The 17,915-nt window shown below is 71.2% G+C and carries 9 protein-coding genes; 2 read left to right on the top strand and 7 right to left on the bottom strand.

The features are described 5' to 3' along the window. Window positions 1-21 precede the first annotated feature (21 nt). The 7 genes from OG417_RS42935 to OG417_RS42965 all read right to left on the bottom strand — a co-directional run bounded on the left by OG417_RS42935 (window position 22) and on the right by OG417_RS42965 (window position 13,526). Window positions 22-6,261: an SDR family NAD(P)-dependent oxidoreductase gene (locus tag OG417_RS42935; protein WP_329241811.1), complete on the bottom strand. Its 6,240-nt coding sequence runs from the start codon at window positions 6,259-6,261 to the stop codon at window positions 22-24. A gap of 110 nt (window positions 6,262-6,371) precedes the next feature. Beyond that, window positions 6,372-8,039, bottom strand: coding sequence for an NAD(P)/FAD-dependent oxidoreductase (locus OG417_RS42940; protein ID WP_329241813.1), 1,668 nt, complete (start codon window positions 8,037-8,039; stop codon window positions 6,372-6,374). Between the two features lie 189 nt (window positions 8,040-8,228). Next, on the bottom strand, window positions 8,229-9,503 hold the full coding sequence (locus tag OG417_RS42945; RefSeq protein ID WP_329241815.1) for an NAD(P)/FAD-dependent oxidoreductase: 1,275 nt from the start codon (window positions 9,501-9,503) through the stop codon (window positions 8,229-8,231). Window positions 9,504-9,797: 294 nt separating this feature from the next. Continuing rightward, a complete protein-coding gene (locus OG417_RS42950) occupies window positions 9,798-11,060 on the bottom strand; it encodes an MFS transporter (RefSeq protein ID WP_329241818.1) in 1,263 nt (420 codons plus the stop codon). Between the two features lie 13 nt (window positions 11,061-11,073). Next, complete coding sequence (locus tag OG417_RS42955; protein ID WP_329241822.1) at window positions 11,074-12,741, bottom strand: FAD-dependent monooxygenase; 1,668 nt, start codon at window positions 12,739-12,741, stop codon at window positions 11,074-11,076. Continuing rightward, complete coding sequence (locus OG417_RS42960; RefSeq protein WP_329241825.1) at window positions 12,738-13,184, bottom strand: truncated hemoglobin; 447 nt, start codon at window positions 13,182-13,184, stop codon at window positions 12,738-12,740. The genes OG417_RS42955 and OG417_RS42960 overlap by 4 nt, the downstream gene beginning before the upstream one ends. Before the next feature lie 165 nt (window positions 13,185-13,349). Further along, window positions 13,350-13,526 (bottom strand): hypothetical protein, encoded by a 177-nt coding sequence (locus OG417_RS42965; RefSeq protein WP_329241828.1) that lies wholly within the window; start codon window positions 13,524-13,526, stop codon window positions 13,350-13,352. Window positions 13,527-13,814: 288 nt separating this feature from the next. On the opposite strand from OG417_RS42965, the gene OG417_RS42975 reads away from it, so the two are divergent. Further along, on the top strand, window positions 13,815-15,857 hold the full coding sequence (locus OG417_RS42975) for a sigma-70 family RNA polymerase sigma factor (protein ID WP_442875610.1): 2,043 nt from the start codon (window positions 13,815-13,817) through the stop codon (window positions 15,855-15,857). Between the two features lie 98 nt (window positions 15,858-15,955). After that, window positions 15,956-17,908, top strand: coding sequence for an AfsR/SARP family transcriptional regulator (locus tag OG417_RS42980; protein WP_329241831.1), 1,953 nt, complete (start codon window positions 15,956-15,958; stop codon window positions 17,906-17,908). The last annotated feature ends 7 nt before the right edge of the window (window positions 17,909-17,915 follow it).

Raw genomic sequence — 17,915 nt, forward strand, 5'->3', positions numbered from 1 at the left:
GATGAGAGGCTTCGTCGCACGTCAGGACGCGTCGGACAACTGCTCACAGAGCGCGCCGGCCAGCGTCCTCGTGGTCGAGTAGGTCCACAGGAGAGTCGGCGAGAGCCGCAGACCGAACGCCGACTCCAGGCGATTACGCAGCTCGAGGCTCATGAGCGAGTCAAGGCCGAGTGCCTTGAACGGTGTCTCCGGCTCCATACGGGCCGGGTCGGCGCGCAGCACGCGGCCGGCCAGCTCCCGTACCTTCTGCTCCACCAGCTCCGCCCTGGCCTCTGGTGCGGCCTGCCGTACGAGAGCGCGGAACTCCCCGCCGGACACGTCGGCGGCGCCGCCCCGCCGTGCGGTCTCGTACAGCAGTTCCCAGCTCGGCAGCGCCGCCGTGTCGGGATAGGCGTCGAACCAGCGCCGCGGATCGAGCGGCACGTAGCCGATGACCGGTTCGTCCTGGCCGAGCATGTCGGCGAGTGCCGGCCACGCCTCCTCCACGGTGATCCCGCCCATGCCGCGCTCTTCGAGCCGGGCGCCGCGTTGCTCGTCGGCCGCCGCGAGACCGATCCCGGTGAACGGTCCCCACTGCACGCTCAGCGCGGGAACCCCCCGCCTGCGGCGCGCCTCGGCGAGCGCGTCCAGGAAGGCGTTGCCGGCCGCGTACGCCGCCTGGCCGGCGTTGCCGACGAGCGCGGCGGCCGAGGAGAACAGCACGAACAGGTCGAGCGGGTCCTCCGCGGTGGCCTCGTCGAGGTTGTGCGCCCCGTCGGCCTTCGGCGCGAGAACCCGAGCGATCTGCTCACCGGTCAGGTTCTGGATCGTCGCGTCGTCGAGAAGTCCGGCGGCGTGCACGACGCCGCGCAGCGGCGGCAGGTCCGCCCGCAGCGACGCGAGGCTCCGCCGTAGCGCCGCGGCGTCCGCGACGTCGCACTGGACGGTCTCGACGCGTGTTCCGGCCTCGCGCATCCGCGCCAGGAGCTTCGCCGTGGTGTCGTCGGGCTCCGACCGGCCCATGAGGGCGATGGCGCCCGCGCCGTGGTCGGCGAGGAACCGCGCGAACGACAGGCCGAGCGCCCCCAGGCCACCGGTGACCAGGTAGGTGCCGTCGGCGCGGAACCTGCCACCGGGCATGGGCACGGCGGTGACCGTCTCCACACTCTGCGGCTCCGTGAGCACGATACGACCGACGTGCTGGTTCCGCGCCATCTCGAACAGCGCCGCACCGGCCCGTGCGAACGGGCGCCGGTGCACCGGCAGCGGTTCGAGGTCGCCGGAGCGGATGTGTTCCCAGACGGTCCGAAGAATCTGGACGAACCTCGCGGGGTCACGCTGGGCCATCCCCCGCACGTCCGGAGCGGAGAGGGTGATGCCCTTGGCGAACGCGCTGAGGCTGACGCGGCGGCCCTTCATGATGTCCTGCCGGCCGGCCTCGACGAACCGCCCGCCGGGGGCGAGGACGTCCAGCCCCGCGGAGATCGCCGCGCCGGGCAGGAAGTTGAGGACCACGTCGACGCCGCGGCCCTCCGTCGCGGCCCGCACGCCCTCGGCCCAGGACAGGTCACGCGAGTCGAAGACGCCGCTGATCCCCATCTTGCGCAGGTGAGCGCGCTTGCCCTCGGTGTCGGCGGTGGCCAGCACGCGTGCGCCCAGGAGCCGCGCGACGTGCACCGCCGCCAGACCGACCGTGTCGGCGGCCGCCTGGATCAGGACGGTGTCGTCCGCGCTGACGCGGCCGTGGTCGACGAGCATGTACCAGGCCATCGCCATGACCAGGGGCAGCCCGGCGGCCTGCGCGTCGTCGAGACCGCCGGGCACGGGGAGCACTCGCGCGGCGGGTACCGTCACGTGGCAGGCGAGGGCCCCGGGGACGCACGCGGCGACCCGATCCCCCGGTGACACCAGGGCGACGTCGGGGCCGACGGCGACGACGCGGCCCATGCACTCGTCTCCCAGGACGGCGGCGGCCTCGTCCGGCGGGCCGGGGAACGCGCCGGCCGCCTTGAGCGCGTCCGTGGGGTTGAGCGCGGTGGCGCTGACCTCGATCTCCACCTCGCCGGGCCCCGGTTCCCGCCGGGCCGCCGGAACGCGGCCGACGCCGTCGGGCCGCCCGGGACGCAGGACGGCGACACGGAACGGCTGCGCCGCGGTACGGGGCGGCGGCAGTTCGGCCGCCGGCGTGCCGGCCGTCTCGCCCGCGGTCAGCCGGGCGGCCAGGCGCCGCTCGCCGCGCAGGGCCACCTGATCCTCCTCACCGAAGAGGATCTCGGCCGCGCAGGCGGTCGCCCAATCCGCCGCGGACGGGTCGACGTCGATCGCACGGGCGTTCAGCTCGCCGTGCTCGCGGCGCAGCACGCGGGTGTAACCCCAGTAGAGAGCGGCTCCGGGGTCGGGGCGGTCGGCCGGCGTGACCGCCTGGGCCAGCGCGGTGACCACCGCCAGGCGCGGCGGAACGCCCATGCCGGCACAGGCGCCCACGAGCCGGGTCAGCCGCTCGAGGCCGAGACGGTGCGTGCCGAGTTCCGCGCCCGCAGCGGGCACGGCGTACACGACTCCGTCGACGTGGGGAAGGTCGGTCGCCCCGGCCGTCTCCGGATCCGCGACGGCGACGAGCTCCGCTCCGGCGAGCGTCAGGGCCGTACCGAGCGCGGCGTCACCGAAGACGATCCACCGGCCGGGTGACGCCGGCGCGTCGCCGGACCTTCCCTCGGTCACGTCGATCCAGCGGATGTGGTGCCGGCGCTCGGCTCCGGCCGCGGCCGGGGCCGCGCCGGGCAGTGGCTCCAGCGCGAGCCCCTCCATGACCATGAGGGGAACCCGTGTCGCGTCGAAGACGCGAACATCCACGAGACCGTCGTCACGGCGAACGGCGTGGGACCACACCTCGGTCACGGGCTCGGCCGGGTCGCCGAGCAGCCGGACGGCGCGTACGGCCGTGGGCACCAGCGCCCCGTCACCGTCGAACAGCGAGAGCGCCACCTGGAGGGCGCCGTCCCACAGAGCCGGGTGCAGCAGCGTGTGCGGACGGTTGCCCGGCAGCAGCCGGTCGGCGAGCCGGACCCGCCCCGCCGCCTCGACGCCTCCCTCCCGGACGTGCACCGACCGCACACTCTGGAACATGGGCCCGTAGCCGAGTCCTCGTTCGGCGCACCGCCGGTAGAAGGCGTCGCCGTTTCCGGCGCCGTCGTCGGCCCAGGCCGGGAACTCCGGAGCGGCCGCGCCGCCGGCGTCGGCGTCGGCGTCGGCGTCGGCGAAGGAGACCCACGCGGTCGCGTTCACGACCCAGGCTTCGCCGCTCTCGGGCAGCGACAGGAGCCGGAACCCGCCACCGTCGGCGAGGTCGTCCCGCCACTCGGCGGTCAGCCGGACCGATCCGCCGCCGAGCGCGAGCGCACTGCCGAAGACGACGTCGTCCACACGGCGGGGCGCGGCCCCCCTGCGCGCCCGCGCCGTGCTCACCACCACGCCGAGCATGGCCGCGCCGGGCAGGACCGGCGCGTCGTACACCTGGTGGTCGAGCAGCCACGGCAGGTCATCGGTGTCGATGCCCAGCTCGCCGTGCCAGGTGTCCGGCTCGCCGGGCGCCGGGAGGAGCGTGACGTCGAAGCCCGCGGCCGTGGCCGGGCCGCGCCGGCGCGCCGGCGTCCAGTGGCGCTCTCCGTGCAGCGGGTACCCGGGAGCCTCGGCGAGGTGCCGCCGGGGCAGGCCGCCGAACGGTTCCAGGCCGGCGGCGTACGCACGCCCCAGCGCGAGCGCGAAACTCTCGGGTCCTCCGTGGTCGCGACGCAGGGTCGGCAGGGCGACCGGCGGCTCGGCGCGGTCCGCGGCGAGCTGCTCCAGCGCCGGGGTCAGCACCGGATGCGGGCTCACCTCGACGACGTGGGTGACGCCCTCGTCGAACAGCGTGCTCATCGCGTCCGCGAACAGCACGGGACGGCGCAGGTTCTCCACCCAGTACGCCGCGTCCATCTCCGGGCCGTCCAGGCGGCGGTTACGGACGGTCGACAGCAGTTCGACGTCTCCGGCCCGCGGTGCCACCGGAGCGAGCGCGGCGAGCAGGTCCTCGCGCAGCTCGTCCATCTGCGGGCTGTGGGAGGCGTAGTCGACGTTGACCAGGCGGCAGAAGATCTCCTCGGCGTCCAGCAGCTCCTTGAGCATCAGCACGGAGTCCTCGTCGCCGGACAGGACGCACGAACGAGGCCCGTTGTGCACGGCGAGCGCGACGCTGTCCTCGAAACCGTCGAGGGCCCGCAGCGCGGCGTCACGGTCGAGATCGACCGCGAGCATACGGCCCCGTCCCGAGGTGCGGCGGGCGATGGCGCTGCGCCGCGCCATGACGAGCGCGCCGTCCTCGTACGAGAGGACACCGGCGAGCGTCGCCGCGGTGATCTCGCCCTGGCTGTGGCCGAGGACGACGTCGGGTTCGACGCCGGCGGCACGCCAGAGCTCGGCCAGGCCGAGCGACATCGCCCACAGCGTCGGCTGGAGCATGTCGATCCGGGTCATCCACTCGTCCCCGGACTCGCCGAGGAAGACGGTGAGGGGATCCCATGAGACGTGAGGCCGCAGCGCGTCGGCGCAGCGGCGTACGACGCGCGCGAACACGGGGCTGTCCCGGTAGAGCTCGCGTCCCATCCCCGCCCACTGGGAGCCCTGGCCGGGAAAGACGAACGCCACCCGGCCACGGCCGGTGGCCCGTCCGGTCACCAGGCCGGGCGCGTCCGGCTCGTCCTCTCCCGAGGCCAGCGCGCCGAGCGCGGCGCGGGCACGCTCCGGTTCGTCCGCGATCACCGCCGCGCGTACCGGGAAGTGGTCACGCCGCCAGGCGAGGGCGCCGGCGAGCGCGGTGAGACCGTCCGGTTCCTCCGGCAGATCGTCGCTCAGCAGGGCGGCGCGCTCCGCCAGCACGGCCGGGTGCTTGGCGGAGATCGGCAGCAGGGCGGGCAGGCCCAGAGCCGGGCTCTCGTCATCCGTCCCGTCCGTGGTCCGCGGCGCTCCGGTGATCACGACGTGGGCGTTCGTGCCGCCCCATCCGAAGGAGCTGACCCCGAGATAGATCGGGTCGGTCTCCGGCAGGCGCAGCGGTTCGCGCACCACCTGGACGTTGAGCTCCTCGAAGGGGATCGCGGGGTTCAGCTCCTCCGAGTGCAGGCTCGGCGGCACCACCCGGTGCCGGAGGGCGAGAAGGATCTTGAACAGGCCGGCGAGCCCGGCGCAGGCCTCCAGGTGCCCGATGTTCGTCTTGATCGAGCCGATCGGCAGGGGCCCGCACGTACGCCCGCGCCCGACGACGTTGCCGATGGCGTTCGTCTCGATGGGGTCGCCGCGCCCCGTGCCGGTCGCGTGCGCCTCGATGTAGGCCAGCGCGTCCAGGGGCACGGCGCCGTCACCGTAGACCTGGCGCAGCAGGTCCTCCTGACCCGCCCGGCTCGGCGTGACGAGACTGTCCCCTCCGCCGTCGTTGTTGACCGCCGTACGCGCGACGACACCGTGGATCCGGTCGCCGTCGCGCAGCGCGCGTTCCAGCGTCTTGAGGTACAGGACCGCGACGCCCTCACCGCGCACGAAGCCGTTCGCGGACGCGGCGAACGACTTCGAGCGGCCGTCGGGCGACAGCCCGCCGAAGTGGGTCAGCCCGATGGTGACGTGCGGGTCCAGCATGAGATTGGTCCCGCCGACGATCGCCGAGCCGATCTCGCCCTGCCGAAGTGCCTGCGCGGCGAGGTGCAACGCGACGAGCGACGACGAGCATCCCGTCTCGACGGTGAGGCTGGGCCCGCGCAGGCCGAAGAAGTACGAGAGGCGCGCCGCGATCACGTCGAGCGCGTTGCCGACCAGGCTGTGCGGGGTGGCACGGGCCCCGCGCTCGCGGCGGAGGATCTCATAGTCATGCCAGGACGCCCCGACGTAGACACCGGTGTGGCTGCCGGCGAGGTCACCGGCCCGCTGTCCGGCGTCCTCCAGCGCGAGCCAGCTCATCTCCAGCAGCAGCCGCTGCTGCGGGTCGATCGCCTCCGCCTCGCGCGGGGAGACGCCGAAGAAACCCGCGTCGAACAGGTCCACTCCGTCGATGAAGCCGCCGACCGCCTGGATCCGCCGCTCCGGATCGAGCGGGGCGGACGTGTCCCACCGGTCCGCCGGGACCGGCCTGATCGCGTCGCCGCCTTCCATCAGGAGCCGCCACAGGCTCCCGGCGTCCGGCGCGTCGGGGAACCGGCCCGCCATGCCGACGATGGCGATCGGTTCCGCGATGTCCTCTGCTGCGTTCGCGTCCATACGCTGCCTTTGTGTCCTCGATGATGACCGCGGGGTCCGGTGCGCCGATCGCGCCCGGCGCCCCGGCTCCCGCGGTGGACGGCTCCTGCCACGGTGACGGTGGCGGGCTGCTACTCCTTGAACCGCATCCGCACGAGGCCCTTGCTCGCCCGGATCATGCGCGGACCGACCTGCGGCGGCGCCTCGCGACGGCACCAGATCGCGTTCTTGGCCATCTTCATCGGCGTCATGTTGAAGCACCGCGTGTCGCGTTCGCCGAGACGGAAGGAGGGTGCGATGAAGTCGGCGTTCTTGATCCGGTCGAGGATCTGGCGCGCCGCCTCCTCGGCCGCCAGCGACCCGTCCTCGACCTGGCGGCACAGCTCGCGCGTTGCCACGCCCATCTCGTTGAAGCCCTCGCTGACCGGGAGGGGCGACCCGGGACAGGCGCTCTGCTCGAGTTCGAGGAAGACCTTGTCGTCGCCTTCCTTGATGTAGCGGTAGTAGGCGTCCTCGAGCATGACGTTGCCGAGCATGGTGCCGAGCATCCACGTGCGGCACACGGCGTTCCACAGCTCGTAGTTCCCGAAGCCGACGAAGGAGCTGTAGACCAGATCGTCGTGGAAGTCGAACAACCCCTGTTGGAGCGCCTCCAGGTACGCGAACCGCTCGTAGGACCAGTCACCGTCCCGGGACGCGGCGATGAGCCGCCAGCCCAGGGCGTTGATGATCTCCAGGGTGTTCGTGAGACCGCGGGAGTACAGAGCGTCGATGAACCCGGCCGCGTGCGAGGTCAGGCAGAACCGCTCGCCCACCACCTGCTTGGCCGAGTACTGCAGCCGGCCGGTGGACACCCACGGCCGCACCGCCTTCGCGTTCCTGAACTGGTGCGCGATCTGCGGGAAACGCTCCAGGAACGCGTCGAACTCCTGCTGCGGTGACATGTCGCCCTTGGGGAAGACCCGTGGGTCGAGGGTCAGGCCGACGCTGCACAGCGGGTTCATCGCGCCGGGGTGGTTGTCGAACGGGATGACCCAGAGCCAGCCGCCCTCGAACACGTGGTGCAGGGTTCCGTTGTGCCACGGGTTGGGCTGCCGGTGATTCTTGGCGGCGGGCGCCTCGTCGAAGGGGGTGACCCCGACCATGTGCGTGAACAGGCAGCGCGAGTGCGTACGCGCGCGGGTCGGCGTCTCGCGGAGCTCGAACTTCTCCGCCAGGGGGGACCGGAAGCCGCTGCCGTCGACGACGTAGCTCGCCCGGAACTCCTCACCGCGTTCCGTGCGCAGGACCGCGCCGGAGTCGGGGTCGATGTCGATCTCGGCGATACGCGTGTTCAGCCGGGGGTGCGCGCCGTGCTTGACCGCCACCTGGAAGAGGTACGCGTCGACGTCCTGCCGGAACAGGTGGGTCTCGGTGCGCAGCAGCGCCGGAACGACCAGCTGGTTGATCTGCTCGGGATCCTGCGGCCGGCCCGCCTCGTGGTAGACGAAGCCGAAGTTCTGCTTGCGGCCGCAGTTGCGGGACACGTGCTCCTGGACGCCTTTGAAGCTGGACATCGCCTTGAGCTCGGGCACGTTGTACCGATCGGCGATGAGGCGCGTCATCCCCGACGTGTAGGGGATCGTCGACTCGCCCACCGCGAACCGCGGGTGCGTGCCCGCGTCGAGGAGGAGCACCTTGACCCCGTTGCGGGCCAGTACGGCTCCGAGCATGCCCCCGGCCATGCCGCTCCCGAGGATCGCCACGTCGTACTGGTCGGCGGACGTTCGGGAGGTGTTGTTCTGCTTCAACTCCCTCACCCTTCATTCCTGGTTCTGTAGGGCATTCGTGGTTTCGCGGACCGGCTGCGAGCGTCGGCGGACGTCCGCAGGACGGCCACCGGGATGACGGATCCCGGCCTCGCCCGCCCGGGGCATCGCGGTCGCGGCCCGGACGGCGAGGTTCGGGGGTCCGGCGGGTGGTGACGCGGTGTCCACCACCCCGGCCGGTCAGGAGGATGTGGCGGTCAGCGAGTCCAGCTCGACGTCCTCAAGGTCGATCTTGAAGAGCGCGTGCTGTCCGCTGAGTCCGGAGATCAGCGTCACGAAGTCCTTCGAGGGCTCGTTCTTCTTCTCCGGGTCGACGAGTTCCTGCGCGAGGCCGTAGTAGAACTCCTTGTGCCGGGTCCGGTCGTAGAAGCGCTCGACGAACGTCCGGATCTCGTCGAAGAAGGACTTGTACGCGTCGGAGTAGCGCCTCAGCGCCTCCTGCTCGATGGCCGGATGGTCCAGGATCTTGTGGATGACCTTCGCCAGCACGCTCGCCGCGAGGGTCGCCAGCGCGACACCGGTGGAGAACAGCGGATCGACGAACGCGGCCGAGTCGCCGACCAGCACCCAGCCGTCGCCGTAGAACTTGGTGCCGGTGTAGGACCAGTCGCGCGCGGTACGGAAGCCGCTCGCCTGGCGGGCGTCCTTGAGGAGCTCCTTGAGCCGGGTGGTGCGCTCGCGTTCGGCGTTGAACACCTCCTGGAGCGACTTGTCGGTGCTGCCGACCTTCTCCGAGCGCGTCACGTACCCGACGCTCATGTTCCCCTTCTCGATGGGGATGGCCCAGAACCAGCCCTCCTCGAGCCCCTCGATGAGGATGTTCGTCCACTCGTCGCCCGGGAGCCGGTGGCAGTTGTCGAAGTACGTCCACACGGCGACGTTCCGCAGCTCGTCGTGCCAGGTGACGTCGGCGTACTTGCGGCTGAGGATGCGGGCCTGCCCCGACGCGTCCACGACCAGCGAGCCACGCGCCTCGCGCACCTCGTCCATGCCGCGGATCTGGTACCGGACGCCGACGACACGACCGTCCTCGTTCTCGATGGTGTCCTTGACGGTGGTCTCCTCCATGACGAACGCGCCGAGTTCGCGCGCGCGGTTCAGGATGAGGGCGTCGAAGTCGGCCCGGCGCGTGTGGTAGGCGTGGCTGAACTTGCCGCCCTTGATGAACGAGAAGTTCCACGGGATCTGCTCGTTCCCCCAGACGAGGCTTCCGCCGTACTTGCGCTCGAAGCCGCGCTCGTCCATCAGGTCGGTCAGACCCAGCTCGTCCATGGGGCGCATGACCGCCGGGATGAGTGACTCGCCGATGTGGTACCGCGGGTGACGCTCCTTCTCGAGGACGAGCACACGGCGCCCGCGCTGGGCGAGCAGGCCCGCGGCGGTGGCGCCGGCGGGCCCGCCGCCGATGATGACGACGTCGAAATCGTCAGGAATCCCGAAGACAGTGGACGACATCCGTGACCTTCCCTTTTCCGAACCGGTCGCGCACGCTTTGGGGGTACGCGGTACGCCGGATCCAGCATGCGCGGGAGCATCTGAATCCGATCTGCACGTTGTCTGGATCGGACGGTGCCGCGATCGGCCCGCCGGCGGGAGTCCGGAAAGGCGGGCACGCCACCGGTCCCGGTCGGGCGGCGGCGGTTCATGTCCACCGTTCCGCCGGTCCGGGACCAGGCGGAGGCGAGGGCGGGTGCCCGGGGGCGATGCCGTGCGTGAGGTCCGGCGAGTGACGGGCCGGCCCCGGCGGGGTCAGGGCGTGTCGGGCGCGACCGGCCGGGTGCGAACGGCCCACTGCACGGCGGGCCGGCTCAGGGCCAGGGCCACGAGGAAGAGAGCCGTGAGCAGGAGCCACCCGGCGAGACCGAGCCGGTCCGGCACCGCCGTCACGAGCGTGGGGCCGACGATCAGGGCCACGGCGTCACCGATGGCGAAGGCGGCGCCGTACTGGCCCTGCAGTTTGCCGGGCGCCAGTTCGTACCGCAGCCCCCAGCGGGCCGCCTCGCCCCAGATCTCCCCGAACGTGAACAGGACGACGGCGGCGGCCAGGATCAGGCCCGCGCTCCAGCCGGGGACCCCGTGGGAGAAACCGGTGATGACACAGGCGCCTGCGATCACCATGAACGTCCAGCGTTGCAGTCTCGAGGCGCCCGGGACCGTGTCGGCGCCGCGGGCGGCGCGCACCTGGAGGAACACGACGATCAGGGTGTTGATCAACGTCAGCCACGCGGCGAGCGGCCGCGGCGCGGACGTGTGCGTGACCAGCCACACCGGAATGCCGACGGCGACGATCGTCGGGCCGATACGGGCCAGGCCGGCCACCTGTGCGACGAGGACGTACGGCACGTCGTGCAGCGCGCCCAGCCCGGAGCGTTCGCGTCCCTCGGGGCGCACGCCGGGAACGCGCGGCAGCCTCATGTACAGCGCGGAGACGATCACCATCGCGGCGGCGTTGCCGAAGAAGAGCCCCCGGTAGGCTCCCGTGCTGTCGACGGCGATGACGATTCCGGCGGCGAGAGAGGCCAGCGCGAAGCCGCCGTTGAAGACGCTTCGCATGTACGCCGAGAGCCGTACCCGGCCGTCGCGGCCCATGACGCCCGCCACCAGCGCGCCACGCGCGACGTGGCCGGTGTTCTCGGCGACGCCGAGAATGGCGGCGACGACGACGTATGTGGCGAACGAATGCACGAAGGCGGCGAGAGTGAGCATCAGCGCCTTGCCCAAGGCCAGTACGGCGGTCGTGCCCCGCGGGCCGAACCGGTCGGCGAGATAGCCGACAGGAACGCCGATCGGCAGCGCGAGCACCCCGGCGATGGACAGCCCGAGTCCGACCTGGCCTGGCGAAAGGCCGACCTTGCGCACGAAATAGACGGCACCACCTGTCATGTACAGGCCATTGCCGAGACTGGCCACCGCGGTGCACAACAGGAGGAGCCGACCGGGCCCAGGCTCTGGGAGAAGCCGCCGCACCCAGGTTTTCGCCACTGGTCTCGCCTTTCGCCGGTCACCGACCATCGAACACGTGAGCTCAGGAAATATCGGCCTTCAGCCCGCCGACATAAGCGAATAAGTCGATCCGGCCCCCGAGGATAAGGGTGTTGATCTCGTCTCGCGAGAAAGGTTCGGCCGAAAGCAGCAACACGGGAAGTCCGCATTCATAACGGGCCTCGTCGGCGGCGCGCGTCCGCTCGCCGCGCCCGTTCCCGGGAAGCGACGGCACCGCGAGGAAGTCGCCGCCGGCCGCCGTCGTCTCCTTGGCCTTCGCGGGTTCCGCGGCCGGTACGAGCAGGCCGACGGCGGACGCGCCGCCGGAGCGGAGCCTCCGCACGAAGGCCCCGAGGCCGGCGTCCGGGTCGCCGGCGACCAGCGCGCAGCGCGGGACCGGGTCCGGAGGCGGACCGCCGGCGTCGAGGACCGGGCAGGGAACATACCCGTCCGCCGCCGGTAGCCGGAGCACGGGACCTCCCCGGCCGTCGTCTTCGACCGCGGCGCAGCGGCCGGTGAGCCGGATGCCGCCGAGTCCGATCGGCAGGTCGGCCGGTTCGCCGTCGGCCGGGCCGCCGGCCAGCGTGCGTACCGCCGCGTCGACGAACTCCGGGTCGCGGGCGCGCAGCCGGCCGTAGGTGTTCGCCGCTCTTCGGCTGCGCAGCGCGAACACCGTCTGATGCCCACGGACCCGCTCACGGCGGCTGAGCGTCTCGAACCACCGCCGGCTCTCGTCCGCCTCGGCCTGCGCGGCCTGGATCACCGGCCTCCGCTCCGCCTCGTACTGCGCGAGCGCCTCCGCCGCCGAGGACCTCTCCGCGAGCGCCCGGGCGAGACAGCGGGCGTCGTCGATCGCCAACGCGGTACCCGAGCCGGTCGAGAAGTGCACCGTGTGCGCGGCGTCCCCGATGAGAACGAGGGGGCCGCTGTGCCACCGCTCGTTGGTGATCGTGGAGAAGGCCCGCCATCCCCCGGTCTGGGCGCGCAGCGGCGCCCCGCGCAACTCGTCCTTGAAGATCTCCGCCAGCAGCGTCTCGACCTCGGGCAGGGGCCGGTCGTGCAGGCCCTGAGCGGCGATGACCTCGATATCCGCCTCGACGATGAAGGTGCTCACGTCCGTCCCGTGAGGATAGGAATGGACGATCAGCAACCCGCCGGACACCGGCTTGAGCACGAAGGTCGGCTCCAGGGCGATCGGCGTGCTCATCCAGAGGAAGCGCGTCCGGCCCGGGAACGCACGTGTGCCGAACTCTCCCTCGCGCGACGCCCGCGTCCGGCTCCTCGCGCCATCGGCCACGACGACCAGGTCGTGGTCTCCCGGCTCGCCCGGGCGGCCTGAGACGGTGCGCCGCCGGAGGGTGACGTTCGGCAACCCGGACGCCAGATCCCGCGCGTGGCGCTGGAACTCCTCCCTGGACACCCCGAACATCCCGTACGCCCCGGACCACACCCGCTCGGTGTCCACCACCGTGAGAGTGCGATCCCACGTCGCCATGGCGGAGCCGGGGATGTCGAGGACCTGCGGATGATCGGCCTTGATCCGGTCGGCGAACTCCCAGGAGAGCACGATGCCCGCACCGGGCGGCGCACCACCCCGTTCATAGAGATCGATCGGCACGCCGGGACGCAGCCGGGAGAGTTCGAGCACGAAGAACGCTCCGGCGGACCCCGCCCCCACCACCGCGATCCGACCGGCCGGCCGCCGGCTCATTTTTCGGTACCGTCCCAGTGGAAGCGCTCGCCCCGCGCGATCGCGGCACCGCGCGAGACCGCCATCATCTCGCCACTCGCGATCTTCATGATCGTCATGAACTCGGTGAAGTGGGGTTCCGGCGCCTGCATGAGCTCACCCGCGCGCTTCATCAGCGCGAGCCAGCGCAGCCGCTGCTCTCTGGTGATGAGCCAGTGACTGTGCGCCTGATGCAGGTGAGGGTCCCATGCCGCCGTCAGGTCGTTGTCGCCGTACAGCTGGATGTAGTGCGCCGCGAGGCGCTCCGCCTGGCGCGGCCAGTCGGCGACCGGGAACAGCGGGGCCAGCAGATCGTCCTCGGAGACGAGTTCGTAGAACCGGTCCGCGAGAGCGCGGAAGAAGTTCTCACCGCCGATGCCCGCATAGAAGTCATCGACCCTCTGGTCGACGTCGGCCCTGGACATGTGCTCAGCCGATCTCACGCCCTGGTCGGCGACGAGAAGGACCTTTCCGTCATGCTTCGGCGCTGGTGTGGACGGCATGGTCGCTCCGGTTCTCCTCGGGATGTGACAGCGCGGGGACGCCGAGCGACGTTCCCGCGCCGTACTGGATGAACAGGACCGACCGGATCAGGCCGCCCGGTCCCAGACCTTGAGCTCGTCCCAGACCCTGAGCTCATCCCAGACCCTGAGCTCGTCCCAGACCTCGAGCTCGTCCCAGACCCTGAGCTCGTCCCAGACCTCGGCCTCGTCCCAGACCTCGAGCCGGTCCCAGACTCTGAGCTCGCTCACGACGGTCTCGGGCATAGCAGTCTCCTTTCGAGCGGAACAGCGTCATATAAGCCACGAACAAGGCATACCGCTGTTGTGATTGATGGCCGGATCAGGACAACCCCTTGCGTCAGCGGCAATCTCGGAGAAGACAGCCTCCGAGCCATTTGCGAACCTCAGTGAGCAGCGGTGCCGCACCCACCGCGGTAGCGGTGACGGCGGCGGCACGGGCAAATGACCGATCCCGCGATCAGTGATTCGTGAAATCCGCCTCTACCAGGTCACCTGGGGGCACTCAGTCCGGCCGGCGATGCTCGAGAGGCGATGACCGTGGACGAGGCGAAGGATTTTAATGATCTGTTCATCGAGATCCGGCCGGCCCTGTACACGCGAGTCGTGCAGTTATTGGGCGATCCGCACGAGGCCGAGGAAGTCGTGCAGGAGGTATATCTAAAAATCAGCGCCCAAAAGGCCCGCCAGAACTTCGAATCCCATCCCAACAAGGTGGCATATCTTCTGGTGACCGCGAAGAACATCATCCGCGACTCGTGGCGAAGGCGACAACGCCTTTCCCGGACCCTGGCCCTCGAGCAGGCACTGGACACCGAACGAAGCCACGACGGCGGGCTCCAAGAATGCGAGGATCGCCTTGTCGTCGCCGCCCTGCTCAGCAGCCTGACGGCGAGGGAAGCGGCCGCGATCAGGCTCGTCGACATCGAGAGCTACTCGCTTGAAGAGGCGGGGCTGCTACTCGGAGTCCATTGGGGGACGGTCCACCGGAATCGGCAACGCGGCCTGCGTCAGCTCCGCGCGAAGTTCGACGGCATCGGATCGACCGGATCGCGCCAGGTGAAGAAGTCACGAGGGCAGGGACCGCCGAGCGTTTCGCCGCATCAGCCGCCCCACGAGAAATCGCAAGGAGAACATGTGGTGAAAACGTCCACCGCGCCCATGCCCACAGCGTCCGAACGGGATGACGATCCCCGTACACCGCTCAACCGGCTCACCCGTCTGCTGGATCCCGGGTCCCCGGTGATGCTGCACGAGCCGGACGAGATTGCGACGACGACCGTACGCGGCCAGATCGACGGGCTGAAGGTCATCGCCTTCTGCACCGACGCCACGCGGCGAGGCGGCGCGCTGGGCCTGGCCGAATGCGCACGGATCGCCGAGGCCATCGACCTCGCCGCCGGCGAAGGCTGCCCGATCATCGGCCTGTGGCACTCCGGCGGCGCGAAGATCGGCGACGGCATCGAGTCGATGCACGGCATCGGGCAGATCTTCGCGGCGATGATCCGGGCATCCGGTGTCGTTCCGCAGATCTCCGTCGTACTCGGCCCGGCCGCGGGGGGTGCCGCGTACGGACCCGCGCTCACCGACCTAGTGATCATGGCGCCCGCCGGGCGGATCTTCGTCACCGGCCCGGACGTGGTCTCGAGCGTCACGGGTGAAAAGATCGACATGGAGGGCCTGGGCGGTGCCGAGGCGCACGGCCGCAAGTCCGGAGTCGCCCACGTGACGGCCGAGTCCGAGGACGCCGCCTTCGACACCGCTCGCCGGCTCGCCGACCTCCTCGGCCGGCCTGGATCGTTCCGGGTCGGCGCCGCGGGACCGCCCAAGGATCTGCGGGCGTTGTTGCCCGAGTCGCCGCGCAGGGCGTACGACGTGCGTCCGCTGGTGCACGAGATCGTCGATGACGGCGACTTCCTCGAACTGCAGCCGAAGTGGGCGGCCAACGTCGTGATCGGCCTGGGCAGACTGGGCGGCGGCACGGTCGGTGTCATCGCCAACAACCCGCTGCGCAAGGGCGGATGCCTGGATTCGCTGAGCGCGGAGAAGTCGGCGCGTTTCGTGCGAATGTGCGATTGCGCCGGAATCCCGCTGATCGTTCTCGTCGACGTGCCCGGCTACCTTCCGGGCGTCGGGCAGGAATGGAGCGGCGTCGTGCGGCGCGGCGCGAAACTCTTGTACGCGTTCGCGGAGGCGCGGGTACCGCGCGTGACATTGGTAACCCGCAAATCGTACGGCGGAGCCTACATCGCCATGAACTCCCGTTCCCTGGGGGCCACGGCGATCTTCGCCTGGCCGGAAGCCGAAGTCGGCGTGATGGGCGCGGAGTCGGCGGTCCGGGTCCTCCACTGGAAGAAGATCGCAGCCGTACCGGAGGACGAACGCGAGCCGATGCGAGCCCGCCTGATCGAGCAACATCGCGAGGCGAACCGCGACCTGGACCACGGCGTCCGGCTCGGTGTGATCGACGGGGTCATCGATCCGTCCCAGAGCCGCGTCCGGATGCTGGAGGTGTTCGCGGCCCAGCAGGAGGGCGGGCGCGCCGGCAGAGGAAAGCACGGAAATATCCCGCTCTGAACGCACCGCCCAGGCCGCTCCGGCCCCCGCCGGAATGACTCGGAGGCCCCAACGGGCGGCGCGACAACGGCAACGCAGACGAAGTGAGGCGACCGGTCTTGTCAGACACATGTGAACCACTGCGCCTTGAACTGCTGGGTCCGATGCGGATCTGGCGGAACGGCCGGGAAGTGGTGATCGCACCGTCGAAACAGCGTGCCGTCCTCGGTCTGCTGGGACGCCGGGTGAACGACGAGGTGCGGCCGGACGAGATCATCGACGCGGTCTGGGGGCGGAACGCTCCGAAGTCGGCGGCCAACTGCGTGCACGTCTATATCGCGAGGCTGCGCAAGGTCCTTGAGCCGGAGCGGGGCAGGCGGGAGTCCGGCGGGCTCATCGTCACCTCCGAAAACGGCTACAGCCTGCGAATGGATCCGGAGAACGTCGACGTCGAGCGGTTCCTGCGGCTGCACACGCGGGCGCGGCGGCTGAACGCCGAAGGGCGGCCGAAGGCGGCGCTGGAGGCCTTCGAAGCGGCGCTCGGGTTGTGGCGTGGCGACGCCTACGTCGACCTGTCCGGTCCGTTCGCGGAGCTGGAGCGCACGCACCTGGCGGAGATGCGGTTGACGGCCGTGGAGGACTGGGCCGCCGCGCTGCTGGCCGCCGGGCGTCACACGGAGGTCACCGGCGTGCTGGCGGAACTGGTCGCCAAGGAGCCGCTGCGGGAACGGCTGCGGTGGCTGCTGATGCTGGCCCTGTACCGGGGAGGCCGTCGGGCGGACGCCCTCACGCTGTACCGGGAGACCTGGCGCCTGCTGAGCGAGGAACTGGGCATCGAGCCCGGGCTGGACCTTCAGCGGCTGCACGAGCAGATCCTGACCGGCTCCTTCGACGCGATCCCGTACGATCCCACGGAGACGGCGCCGGCCGTGGCCCCGGCCGAGCCGGATCCGCGGGACGCGCCGGGGCCGGCGATGCCACGGCCCGCGCAGCTCCCACCGGACGTCCGTGGCTTCGTGGGCCGGGAACGCGAGCGCGGACTGTTGCGTGACGCCCTCACTCCACGCCGGAAGGCCGGCGGCGCGGGAGCCGGGTTGGTCGTGATCGACGGGGCGGCGGGGGTGGGCAAGACGGCGCTGGCCGTGCACGTCGCGCACCGCTTGTCCGGGCTGTACCCGGACGGTCAGCTCTTCGCCGACCTGTGCGCGTTCAACCCGGACCGCGGCCCGCTGAGCGCGTCCGCCGCGCTGGCCTCGCTCCTGAGCGGCCTGGGGGTCCGTGAGGCTTCGATGCCCTCACGGCTGGAGGACCGGGCGGCGCTGTACCGGAGGCTCCTGCACGACCGCAGGATGCTCATCGTGCTCGACGACGCGTCCGGCGCCGAGCAGGTACGGCCGTTGATACCCGACGGACCGGTCTGCGTGCTCGTGACGAGCAGGCGGCGGCAGGCCGGGCTGGTCGCGCGGGACGGCGCCCGGCGCGTCCGGCTGGCGCCCTTGGCGCCGCGCGAGTCGCTGGAACTGCTGACCTATCTCGCCGGTCCGGGACGGCTGGCGTCCCGGACCGCGGACGCGCGGCGCCTCGCGGAACTCTGTGGCCACGTCCCGCTCGCGTTGCGGATCGTCGCGGAACAACTCGCCGCCGACCCATCGATGACGCCCGCGGGCCTGGCCGGCAGGTACGCGGCCAGGCGGGGACGGCTGGACCGGCTGACGGTCGCCGGGGACGCCACGGCCAGTCTGCGGTCCATCTTCGCCGCGTCGTACTGTGACCTGCCGCCTCAGGCGGCGCGCATGTTCCGGTTGCTCGGGCGGTACGGCGCACGATTGATCACCGTGTCCGGGGCGGCGGTCCTGGCGGGTGTCAGCCGGATGACCGCCGAACAACTCCTCGAGCTTCTCGCCGCCAACCACCTGCTGGAGCCGACCGGCCGGAACCGTTACCGTTTCCCGGCGCTCATCGACGTGTACGCGGCCTACTGCGCGCAGGAGGAGCCGTGCACCGGACGCCCGCGTGACGCGATCGCCCGGCCGTGGCCGGCCGAAGGCGGCACACTGGCGGTGATGGGATGAGCGGCAC

Source organism: Actinoallomurus sp. NBC_01490, assembly GCF_036227085.1.
GTDB classification, from domain to species: domain Bacteria; phylum Actinomycetota; class Actinomycetes; order Streptosporangiales; family Streptosporangiaceae; genus Actinoallomurus; species Actinoallomurus oryzae.